The sequence below is a fragment of the Ornithinimicrobium sp. F0845 genome (genome assembly GCF_023015765.1).
GTDB lineage: Bacteria > Actinomycetota > Actinomycetes > Actinomycetales > Dermatophilaceae > Ornithinicoccus.
Genome location: NZ_JALKAL010000019.1, coordinates 43,301 through 53,315 on the forward strand (window position 1 = coordinate 43,301; position 10,015 = coordinate 53,315).

Consider the following 10,015-nt stretch of genomic DNA (forward strand, 5'->3'; position numbering starts at 1 on the left):
GAAGGCTGGCAGCGCGTAGCGTCACGGGCATGACCCAGTCACTCCAGACCGAGATCCTCGTCCTCGGCTGGGGCAAGGCGGGCAAGACGCTCGCCGGTGCCCTCGGCCGCGCCGGGCGCAGCGTCACCCTGGTGGAGCAGGCCGCGGACATGGTCGGCGGCACCTGCATCAACATCGGCTGCGTGCCGACCAAGGCGCTGGTCCACAGCGCTCAGGGGCGGCGGGAGGAGGATGACGCCTCGGCATACTTCCGCGCCGCGGTCGACCGCCGGGACACCCTGATCGAGAAGCTCAACGCGGCCAACCGGGCGATGCTCGAGCCGGTCGACCAGGTGCGGCTCGTCGTCGGCGGCGTCGCGGAGTTCACCGGTCCGCGTCGCGTGCGAGTCACCGGCGGCCCGGACGAGCTGGAGATCGTGGCCGAGCAGGTCATCGTCAACACCGGCGCGGTGCCGCGCCGGCTCGACGTGCCCGGCGCGGACGGCCCGCGGGTGCACGACTCCACCTCGATCCAGCACGTCGACCCGTTCCCGGCGCGGCTGGCGATCGTGGGGGCGGGGCCGGTTGCGCTGGAGTTCGCGAGCATGTTCGCCCGGTTCGGCAGCGAGGTCACGCTGCTCGAGCGCGGCGAGCGGATCCTGCGGCGCGAGGACCCGGACGTCGCCGCGTCGGTGCAGCAGGCGCTGGAGGACGAGGGCGTGCGCATCCTCACCGGTGCCGAGCCGACCGCGATCGAGGACGACGGCGGCAGTATGACGGTGCGCACCCGCGCCGGCGACGTCACCGCCGACGCGGCGCTGGTCGCCGTGGGCCGGGTGCCCGCGACCGCTGGCCTGGGCCTGGAGACGGCCGGGATCGACGTGGGCGAGCGCGGCGAGGTGGTGGTCGACGACCTGCTCCGGGCGAGCGCCGAGGGGGTCTGGGCCGTCGGTGACGTCAACGGCGGGCCGCAGCAGACCTACGTGTCGTATGACGACTACCGGATCGTGCTGTCCCAGCTCGCGGGCTCGGGCGGTCGCAGTCGTGCGGACCGGGTGGCCGTGCCGACGACCCTCTTCATGACCCCGCCGCTGGGCCGGGTCGGGCTCTCCGAGACCGAGGCCGTGGGGCAGGGCCGCCGCGTCACCGTCTATGCCAAGGAGGTCGCCACGATCGCGGTCATGCCGCGCCCCAAGACACTGGGGGAGACCCACGGCCTGATCAAGGTCGTCGTCGACGCCGACACCGACGCGGTCCTCGGTGCGGCGCTGCACACCGTCGACGCCCAGGAGCTGGTCAACCTGGTGGCGCTCGCGATGCGCACCGGCACCACGAGACAACAGCTCCTGGACGGGATCTGGACCCACCCGTCGACCACCGAGGCGCTCAACGAGGTCCTGGCGGGCGGTCGCGCGGGTCGCGGGTGACGTTCGTTGCGGTCTCCGCTGGGACACTGGGGAGGTGACCGTCGCCCGCATGCACAGCCCGGTGCTCACCGACTTCCGCACCCGTGACCCGGAGCTGGCGCGTGCCCTGGTGGCGGAGGCCTACTCCGACAGCAGGTTGCGGATCTCCGGCAGCCAGGAGGGCTTCCGGTTCCGGCAGGCCCGGCGCGACCTCGGCGAGGTGCATCTGGACACCTTCCACAACACGCTGACCACGCAGTACACGATGGATCCGCTGAAGCGCCTGGTCGTCTGCCGGGTGCTCGGCGGCACGATGGACATCGAGGTCGGTCGCGAGCACCGCCGGGTGGGCACCGGTAAGGTGGTGCTCGTCGCGCCCCCCGACAGCCCCTATCGCACCCGGGTGCACGGGGCGCACTTCGAGCTCATCGGCGTGGAGACCTCCCTCATCCACCGTCTGATCAGCCCGACGACCCGGACCCGGCGCCGGCGCGGCTACGGCGCCTGACCACCGAACCGCTCGACCCCCGGGCGGCGCGCACCTGGCAGCGGGTCGTCGACTACGTCACGCATCTGACCGACGAGGAGGACGCGGTGTCCCATCCGCTGGTGCTCGAGGAGGCCGGTCGACTGCTGGCCGCCACCCTGCTCAGCACCTTCGACCGGACCGCCGCGACTCCCGAGCCGGAGGGGCGCAGCTCCTCGGCCGTGATCACCCGACGGGCCATCGCCTACATGGAGACCAACCCCGACCTCCAGATCGGGGTGGCGGACATCGCGGGGGCGGTCATGGTCTCGGTGCGCAGCCTGCAGCTGGCCTTCCGTCGGGAGCTGGACACGACGCCGATGGCCCACCTGCGGAGGGTGCGCCTCGACCGTGTGCACGCGGAGCTCGTGCGGGGCGATTCGCAGGCGGGCGCCACCGTCACGGCCATCGCCACGCGCTGGGGCTTCCCGAACAACAGCCGGTTCGCCGCGCAGTACCGCCAGGCTTTCGGCATGCTGCCGAGCCAGACCCTGCACGGCGCCTGACCGGGAAGGACGACATTCGCTCAGGTCGGTGCGGGCCTGCGCTCAGGGGACTTGTGACACAGGCCCCTGCAGCGCAGACTATGGGCGTCACCCAACTCTCGTCAGGAGGTCTCCACGTGCAAGGACAAGAGCTGGCCGGCCTCGTGGAGAGGCTGAGCGCCGAGCCCGAGCTCGACTACACCCTGGACCAGGTGGTCGAGGTGGCCAGTGCCAACGTCCCCGGCTGTGAGCTGTGCGCGGTGTCCCTGGTGCGCCGCGGGGAGATCGAGCACGCGACCGCGACCGACCCGCTCGCCCAGGAGCTGGGCGCGCTGCAGGTGGAGCTCGAGGAGGGTCCCTCCCTCGAGGCCTCCTGGGACCACGAGATCCTGCTGATCGAGGACCTGGGGAGAGAGACCCGCTGGCCCCGGTGGGTCCGCGAGGCGAGGAGTCGGGGCATCGGCTCGTCCCTGACGCTCCTGCTGCCCGTGGACGGCCCGTCGGCCACGCTGAGCATGTACTCCCGCCGGCCGGGAGCCTTCGACCAGACCTCGATCGACCTGGCCGCGGTCTACGCGCGCCTCTCGGGCGTGGCGGTGCAGCAGGCCTACCACCAGGACGGGCTGCGCACCGCGATGCAGAGCCGGCTGGCCATCGGCGTGGCCCAGGGCATCCTCATGCAGCGCTACGGCATCTCCCTCGACCGGGCCTTCGAGGTGCTGCGCCGACGGTCCAACGAGACCAACACCAAGCTGCGGGACGTGGCGCTGGACATCGTGCACCAGACCGACCCGCGCGCCCTGGAGGGTCCGGCGCTCCAGAGCAGCTCGAACAGCCTGACCAAGAACGGCACGAACGCCTCGACTCAGGGCAGCTCGGCCGCGAAGGCGGAGCAGACGTCCTCCCCGAAGAGCACGAACCTGACCAGTTCCAGCGTCCCGGAGCTGGAGCCCAGCCAGTCGCCCACCGCGGAGACCGCCACCCTGGCGACCTCCGCGGCGTCCCAGCCGTAGACGCCTGCGGACACGGCCGGGAAGGCCACCGACCGCGCCCCCACCTGCGCCGCCACGTCCAGGCTGCGGGTGAAGCAGCTGGCCAGCAGCGCCTGGTCGGTCTGCCCGCGGTGCCGGTTGGGTCCGACGGTGTGGATCACCCACCGGGCCGGGAGCCGGCCGGCTCCGGTGGCCACCGCCTCACCGACCGGCAGCCCGTCGGGCCACGCGCCCGCCCGCAGCCTCCGGCACTCCTCGAGCAGCTCCCGCCCGGCCGCGGCGTGGATCGCCCCGTCGACCCCGCCGCCGCCGAGCAGCGAGGAGTTGGCCGCGTTGACGATCGCGTCCACCTGCTGAGCGGTGATATCTCCCTGCACGGCCTCGACGACGGTCATCACCTCATCATGCCAACGGCTAAACCGGTTGGGCCAGGCGGAGCGCCTTCCTATCGTGGGGGACTATGACGATCACCGTGCTGGACACAGACGCCGCCATGCAGGAGATCCTGGGGGCCGAGCCCGCGGACCGTCCCGAGCTGCTGCGCCGAGCGATCGAGCCGGCGGCCGGGATGTACCGCTACTTCCCGGGTGAGGTGGACCTGGTCGCGATGCACGCGATGGGCTCCGGCTTCCCGCTCGACCGCGACCAGGAGGCCTGCCGGCGGGCGCTGGAGACGTTGCGTGGCGCCGACGCCTGGACCCGGATCGAGACGGCTCTGCACGACGGCGTCGGTGCCCAGCTCGCGGCGACACCAGGCATCACGGTGCCGGACCTCACGGTGCTCTTCCTCCTCGGTGACCCCGCGGACGGCTACTTCATGGGCGCGGGCCGGGGGGTGATCGGCAACGGCAGCGTGACGGGTTATCTCGCCATCACCGTGTGGCCGACACCGGAGGTCCTGGAGCAGCTGGAGGCCATCGCCGTCCACGAGCTGCACCACAACCTGCGCTTCGCGCCCGGAGGTGTGATCTGGGACCCTGCCACGGTGACCGTGGGCGACCAATTCGTGTCCGAGGGGCTGGCCGACGCCTTCGCCCGGCAGCTCTACGGCGACGAGGTCGGGCGCAGCCTGATGGGCCGTGCGACCCGGCACGACGACGCGGCGTTCGAGAAGGTGCTGACCGGGCTGGAGATCACCGGGATGCACAACTTTGCGGCCTGGGTGCACGGGGACGAGGCAGCGGAGCGGTTCGGCGCGACGCCGGTCGGCGTGCCTGCCGGGGCCGGCTACTCTGCGGGCAACCGGTTGGTCGACGCCTACCTGGAGGCCACGGGCCAGACCGCCGACCAGGTGCTCCACGTGCCCGCTCGCGAGGTCATCGACATCGCGCTCAACGCGCAGCCTCCCACTCGGCCCGCAGCACACCCATGATGATCGCGTCGACCCGCTCGCCGTCATACTCCAGCGCCTCGCGGCGACGGCCCTCGACCACGAACCCGACCTTCTCGTAGACCCGCTGCGCCCGCGGGTTGAAGGCATAGACCTCCAGGTCGATCCGGTGCAGCGGCAAATGGGTGAAGGCGTAGTCGATGAGCAGCCGGATCGCCTCGGTCCCCAGCCCGCGGCCACGGCCGGCCGGGCCGAGCAGGGTGCGGAAGTTGCAGGTGCGACTGCCCTCGTCCCACTCGTTGAGCACGACCTCCCCGACGGTCTCCCCGGTCGCGTTGTCCACCACCATCAGGTCCAGCCGGTCGGTCTGGTCGTTGCGGGTGGAGTACCACGCCAGCAGCCTCGCCGGGTCCTCCTGCGCGGACTCCGCCTCGGCGGTGCTGTGAAAGCTCCCGGTCAGCCGGCGCAGCTCCGGATCGTGCAGTATGTCGGCCAGCACAGCGATGTCCTCGGGCGCCACCGGGCGCAGGGTGACCAGGTCGCCGGTCAGGGTCGGCTTGTCAGCGAAGGTGCGGGTGGTGCTCATCCGGCCAGCCTCACAGGCGCTCGCCCTCGGTGCCACCCGTTTCCCGGGCGAGGGTTTGCTGGCAGGGGTGTTGCGGGCGGGGGTGCTGGTTGGGCTCGCCGCCGCACACGGGCCCTCCTACCGTGAGGAGAGGAACACCCAGGTGAGCAGGCATCCCGTGACATTCACGATCCCACAGGACTGGCCAGAGGAGTCGCGCGAGGCCGCGCAGCTGGTGCTGGACGCCCACGGCGACCCGGACGAGGCGACCGACACCCGGCTGATCTGGCACGACGCCGGTGACTGGAAGCGCATCATCGCGACCAAGGCCTTCCACGAGCACCGGTTCCCCGCCCCGCACATCGACTGCGTGGAGTCGGTGCTGGACTACCACGTGCCACCCGAGAAGGCCACCGAGCTGGCGGTCTTCGACGGCAGCGTGATGATCGACCGGACGGCCGGGGAGATCTCGGCGCGCTGCCACGACGAGCAGGCCAACTTCCTGGCTCTCAACCTGGCGCACGACATCGTCACCGGATCGCGGACGCCCCGCGAGGCGCGTGACTACTACGCCGAGGAGTTCCTCAACGCCCGGCGCAAGGGTCCGACCCCCTACATGGACGGCCTGCGCTTCACCCCAAAGACCGACACCAAGGACCCCGACGAGCCGATCCTGTCCGACGCCCAGCTGGAGCGGGCCGTGGCCGAGGGCGAGCAGCAGGGCTGAGTCTGCGCGTCGTCACGCCTTTCGCTCAACGTCACCCTCGACCCTCCCTCACGCGCCTCGACGCACCCTCACCCCTCGAACGGCGCCAGGGGCTCGGTGGCCGGCCCGTTGAGCACCGTGCCGTTGATGTCGAAGCGTGAGCCGTGGCAGGGGCAGTCCCAGGAGCGCTCGGCGTCGTTGAACCGCACGACACACCCCAGGTGGGTGCAGTGCGCGGACACCTCGTGGAGCAGCCCGTCATCGTCCCGATAGCTCGCGACCGCCCGGGCCCCGACGCGACGGATCCGCCCCTCGCCGTCGGCCAGGTCGGCGGCGTCGTCGCCGGAGGCCACGGCCCGGGCCAGGCCCCCGACGAGGTGCTTGCCCACGGCGGCCTGGTCGGCGACCACGCCCGGCACCATGTCGGCCCTCACCCGCGTGGGGTTCATCAGCTCGGCCTGGGCGGGGTCGGCGTCGCCGGTGATCAGGTCGTGCAGCAGGTGCCCGGCGGCCGTGCCGTTGCTCATGCCCCACAGGTTGAATCCGGTCGCCACCCAGAGGTTCGTGCTGCCGGGAAGGTACCGCCCGACATACGGCACGCTGTCCGGCGTCGTCAGGTCGTGCGCGGACCACCGGTGGGTGACCTCCTGCAGGCCCACCGTCTCCCGCGCCCACTCCGCCAGCTCGGTGAAGACCTGGTCCTGGTCGGGCCGGGTGCCCGGCGGGTGCTGCCCCCCGCCGACGATCAGCCGGCCCGGCTCCCCGGGCGGGGTGCGCAGGGACCAGCCGTCGTCGACATCGATGAACATCCCCGCCGGCGGCGTGCCGGCGACCGGCCCGCTGACCACGAGGTCGCGGGTCTGCCCGAGCCGGGTGAAGTGCAGCCCGCGGTCCAGGATCGGGTAGTGCGTGGCGATCACCACGTGCCCCGCGGAGACGGTCCGGGTCTCGCGGGAGTCTCCCTCCCCGCGGGTCGTCTCGACCAGCAGTATGTCGTCACGCTCGTCGACGTTGAGGACCGCCTCTCCCTCGATCACCAGGCCACCGGCCGCCTCGATCTGGGCGGCCAGGTGCAGCAGCCAGCGCTGGGGGTGGAACTGCGCCTGGTCGGGCAGCCGCACGGCCGCGGCGACCTCGAACGGGAGGCCGGCGTCGTCGAGCAGCTCGGCCGGGAGCCCGGCGAGCTGCATGGCCTCGGCCTCCCGGGCCAGGTCCCGGACCCGGTCCGCGCGGGTGGTGTAGACGTAGGAGTCGCGGCGCTCGAAGTCGCAGTCCACCTCCTCCGCGGCGACCACCTCGGCGACCCAGTCCAGCGCGCGGACCTGCGCCGCGGCATACTGCCCGGCTCGGTCCCCTCCCAGTGAGTCATAGACCAGGCCGTGCTGGGCGGTGAACTTGGCCGTCGTGTTGCCGGTGACCCCGGCTCCCACCTGGCGTGCCTCCAGGACGGTGACGCTGCGGCCAGAGCGGGCCACCAGGCACGCGGTCGTCAGGCCGGCGATGCCGGCGCCGACGACCACGACGTCGCTGTCGGTCGGGACCGGGCCGCGCCGGTCAGGGGTCTGGGTGTCGCTGTGCCACAGCGAGAGCGGTGTGGGCAGGTCGAGCATGACTACCTCCTCCGGGTCTCCTCCATCATGTGGGGGCCGGTGGGGCGCGGCGAGCCGGGACGGTGGGGCTCTCGCGGGCGATCCGGTGGCGCCGGGAGGATGATGGGGTGATGCGCTACGCACTCACCGGGGCCACGGGGTTCGTCGGGGGAGAGCTCGCCCACCAGCTCCGGGCCGAGGGTCACGACGTCGTCGCCCTGGTCCGCTCACCCGGACGGGCCGCGGCCAGCACACCCAGGGCGAACCAGGTGGCGGCGAGCCACAGGGCCCAGCTCTTGCGCCGACGGACTGCCCAGAGCGAGGTGAGCCAGCCGACGATGCCGAGGACTCCGGTGCCGACCAGCCAGCCGATGATCGCGGTCCGCTCGGTGGCGACGGTGCCCGCGTCCCACTGCGGGTAGGCCTCGCGCACGTGCTGGCCCACGCTGTCGGTCGGGTCCAGCAGGGCGATGAGTGAGACGACGATCGTGAGTGCCAGGCCGATGAGCATCGGCACGGTGACACTGCGGGTGGTCATGGTGTCAGTGGTCATGGTGTCAAGGGTCATGGGCTCGGTCGTCCTGGGGTCGGTCGTCATGGTGTCAGTGGTCTTGCGCATGTCTCTTCCTTCGGGTGGTCGGTCTGTTGTACGCCGTATAACATCCATGTCCACCACGGTAGATATACGCTGTAGAACAGTCAAACCACTTTCCAGGAGGACTCATGTCGGCTGCCCGGTCCCGCGGCCAGGTCCGGTCTCCTGCGCAGGACCGGTCTCGTGCGCAGGACCGGTCTCGTGCGCAGGACCGGTCTCGCGAGCCGGTCCGGTCTCGCGGGCAGCACGCCGGACTCACCCGGGAGGCCGTGCTCGAGGCCGCCGTGCGGCTGGTCGACGAGCAGGGGCTGGCGGCGCTGTCGATGCGTCGCCTCGGCGCAGAGCTGGGGGTCGAGGCGATGGCGCTCTATCACCACGTCGGGAGCAAGGACGAGCTGCTCGACGGGCTCGTGGAGCATCTGTTCAGCCAGGCGGTGCCGGCGCCCGAGGGCGCCGAGCCACCGGCCGCCCATGCCGCCGACCCCGGCGACCCACAGCCCTGGCGAGCGGTCATGCGGCGGTTCGCGCACGACATACTGCAGACGCTCCTGGACCATCCCCATCTGGTGCCGGTCGTGCTCTCGCGACCGGCCGCGACGCCACCGGTGCACGCCCTGCTCGAGCGGGCGCTGATCCCGCTGCGCGAGGCCGGCTTCCCGCCGGGCAGGTCGCTGGACCTGATCTACGCCCTGATCGGCTTCGTGGTCGGTCATGTAGCGACGGGCGGCGGGGCCGGGGACAGTTCCGCGGCGCGCCGGGACATCCTGGCAGCGCAGGACCTGAGCGACTTCCCGCTGTTGGCGCGTGCGGTCGAGGACGCCCCGGAGTCCGGTGCCGCGTCGCCGTTCGACACCACGCTGGAGGCACTGCTCGCCTGGTTCGACCCGCCGGCCGGCTGAGGCGCTGACAGACCCCGCGCTGGACGGGCATCCACAGGTATGTCGTGTGGTCGCCGGGGGCTGTCGGTGCCGGCTGGCAGGGTCTGTCCACAGGTGGTGGGGTGTCGCCGAGCGAGTGTCGCACACATGTGCTAAGTTGTGTGGTGTAGGGAAGGAACCGACCACTGGTCGTGGTCGTGAACGGTGGATGTTCGTCGAGGGTGTTGGGGAGGTGGGGTTGGTGGCTCGTCACACGGAGGTGTTCGAGGCGTCGGGTGGGGGTGTGTCCGTGTTGGAGGCGCGCCTGGCGGCGGTGCTGGCCGACCCGCCGGTCCGGGAGGTGGAGCTGGAGGAGATCGCCCCGGTGCCGGACTGCTCCGTGGTGGTGGAGTTCGTGTCCCTGGCCGAGGACGCGGTGATTGTCGCACTGGCCGGGTTGGGGGTGGCCCCGGCCGAGTGCGCGGTGCTGACCGACCTGGCCCAGGCGTGCGCGTCGGTGACCCGTCGCGGGGCCGCCGCACCGGGCCAGGAGTTCTTCACCCGCATCGCCACCACCGGCTCTTCAGCCGCTGAGGCACCTGACTCCTTCGGCCCGGGTGCCGCCGACGATGGGCCCCACCACCCCACCGGTCCCTCCGGCCCTGGCCGCAGCGACGCTAGTGGCTCCGACCCGGCTGACCCGCCTGACTCAGTGCCGGCTGATGCTGCGCCTGTATCGGGTGAGGAGGCGGCGGTGGTGAAGGGTCGGGCGTCGTCGTTGGTGGGTGCGGTGAGCACGTTGTCGCGGGCGGCGGGCCGGTTGGAGCGGGTGTTGATCTGCGGGGCGCGGGAGCTGACCGCGGCGCAGGGCAAGTTGTTGCTGGCCGACAAGGGCGTGGTCTCGATGGATGAGCTGACCCCGGCCCAGACCGACGCGTGGCGGGCGGATGCGAAGAAGCGGGCCCGCACGGATCTGGAGTTTGAG

General features: G+C 71.9%; 10 protein-coding genes and 2 pseudogenes. 9 read left to right on the top strand and 3 right to left on the bottom strand.

Annotated elements, in window-relative coordinates; all coding sequences use genetic code 11:
- The first annotated feature begins 29 nt into the window (after window positions 1–29).
- From MWU75_RS18730 to MWU75_RS20440, 4 genes and pseudogenes are all read left to right on the top strand, one after another.
- Window positions 30–1,406 carry an FAD-dependent oxidoreductase gene (locus MWU75_RS18730; RefSeq protein WP_247093817.1) on the top strand — a complete coding sequence of 459 codons (1,377 nt, stop codon included), beginning with the start codon at window positions 30–32 and terminating at the stop codon, window positions 1,404–1,406.
- Between the two features lie 34 nt (window positions 1,407–1,440).
- Window positions 1,441–1,893, top strand: coding sequence for a hypothetical protein (locus MWU75_RS18735; protein ID WP_247093819.1), 453 nt, complete (start codon window positions 1,441–1,443; stop codon window positions 1,891–1,893).
- 86 nt (window positions 1,894–1,979) lie between these two features.
- Entirely contained in the window at window positions 1,980–2,417 is a 438-nt protein-coding gene (locus tag MWU75_RS20435) for a helix-turn-helix transcriptional regulator (protein ID WP_247093821.1), read from the top strand.
- An 80-nt stretch (window positions 2,418–2,497) separates the two neighbouring features.
- Window positions 2,498–3,163: pseudogene (locus MWU75_RS20440) on the top strand (GAF and ANTAR domain-containing protein); the annotation flags it as partial.
- A 98-nt stretch (window positions 3,164–3,261) separates the two neighbouring features.
- Here MWU75_RS20440 and MWU75_RS18750 read toward each other — a convergent pair.
- Complete coding sequence (locus MWU75_RS18750; protein ID WP_247093823.1) at window positions 3,262–3,783, bottom strand: O-acetyl-ADP-ribose deacetylase; 522 nt, start codon at window positions 3,781–3,783, stop codon at window positions 3,262–3,264.
- 65 nt (window positions 3,784–3,848) lie between these two features.
- On the opposite strand from MWU75_RS18750, the gene MWU75_RS18755 reads away from it, so the two are divergent.
- Window positions 3,849–4,760, top strand: a complete 912-nt coding sequence (locus tag MWU75_RS18755; RefSeq protein WP_247093825.1) for a DUF2268 domain-containing putative Zn-dependent protease — start codon at window positions 3,849–3,851, stop codon at window positions 4,758–4,760.
- Here the strand turns inward: MWU75_RS18755 and MWU75_RS18760 are convergent.
- Window positions 4,720–5,304, bottom strand: a complete 585-nt coding sequence (locus MWU75_RS18760; protein ID WP_247093827.1) for a GNAT family protein — start codon at window positions 5,302–5,304, stop codon at window positions 4,720–4,722. The two genes, MWU75_RS18755 and MWU75_RS18760, sit on opposite strands and share 41 nt — an antisense overlap.
- A gap of 157 nt (window positions 5,305–5,461) precedes the next feature.
- On the opposite strand from MWU75_RS18760, the gene MWU75_RS18765 reads away from it, so the two are divergent.
- On the top strand, window positions 5,462–6,010 hold the full coding sequence (locus tag MWU75_RS18765; protein WP_247093829.1) for a hypothetical protein: 549 nt from the start codon (window positions 5,462–5,464) through the stop codon (window positions 6,008–6,010).
- A 68-nt stretch (window positions 6,011–6,078) separates the two neighbouring features.
- Here MWU75_RS18765 and MWU75_RS18770 read toward each other — a convergent pair whose 3' ends face one another.
- The gene (locus MWU75_RS18770; protein ID WP_247093832.1) at window positions 6,079–7,599 is read right to left on the bottom strand and encodes an FAD-dependent oxidoreductase; all 1,521 of its coding nucleotides are present in this window, start codon (window positions 7,597–7,599) and stop codon (window positions 6,079–6,081) included.
- A 110-nt stretch (window positions 7,600–7,709) separates the two neighbouring features.
- On the opposite strand from MWU75_RS18770, the gene MWU75_RS18775 reads away from it, so the two are divergent.
- From MWU75_RS18775 to MWU75_RS18785, 3 genes and pseudogenes are all read left to right on the top strand, one after another.
- Complete coding sequence (locus MWU75_RS18775) at window positions 7,710–8,000, top strand: NAD-dependent epimerase/dehydratase family protein (RefSeq protein ID WP_247093838.1); 291 nt, start codon at window positions 7,710–7,712, stop codon at window positions 7,998–8,000.
- 301 nt (window positions 8,001–8,301) lie between these two features.
- Entirely contained in the window at window positions 8,302–9,072 is a 771-nt protein-coding gene (locus MWU75_RS18780; protein WP_247093834.1) for a TetR/AcrR family transcriptional regulator C-terminal domain-containing protein, read from the top strand.
- Between the two features lie 220 nt (window positions 9,073–9,292).
- A pseudogene (locus tag MWU75_RS18785) lies at window positions 9,293–10,015 on the top strand (hypothetical protein); the annotation flags it as partial.

What these genes read in the sequence shown, in the direction of transcription:
- MWU75_RS18730 (WP_247093817.1), top strand. Translation starts at nt 30, where the DNA reads ATGACCCAGTCACTCCAGACCGAGATCCTCGTCCTCGGCTGGGGCAAG.
- MWU75_RS18750 (WP_247093823.1), bottom strand. Translation starts at nt 3,783, where the DNA reads ATGACCGTCGTCGAGGCCGTGCAGGGAGATATCACCGCTCAGCAGGTG.
- MWU75_RS18755 (WP_247093825.1), top strand. Translation starts at nt 3,849, where the DNA reads ATGACGATCACCGTGCTGGACACAGACGCCGCCATGCAGGAGATCCTG.
- MWU75_RS18760 (WP_247093827.1), bottom strand. Translation starts at nt 5,304, where the DNA reads ATGAGCACCACCCGCACCTTCGCTGACAAGCCGACCCTGACCGGCGAC.
- MWU75_RS18770 (WP_247093832.1), bottom strand. Translation starts at nt 7,599, where the DNA reads ATGCTCGACCTGCCCACACCGCTCTCGCTGTGGCACAGCGACACCCAG.
- MWU75_RS18775 (WP_247093838.1), top strand. Translation starts at nt 7,710, where the DNA reads ATGCGCTACGCACTCACCGGGGCCACGGGGTTCGTCGGGGGAGAGCTC.
- MWU75_RS18780 (WP_247093834.1), top strand. Translation starts at nt 8,302, where the DNA reads ATGTCGGCTGCCCGGTCCCGCGGCCAGGTCCGGTCTCCTGCGCAGGAC.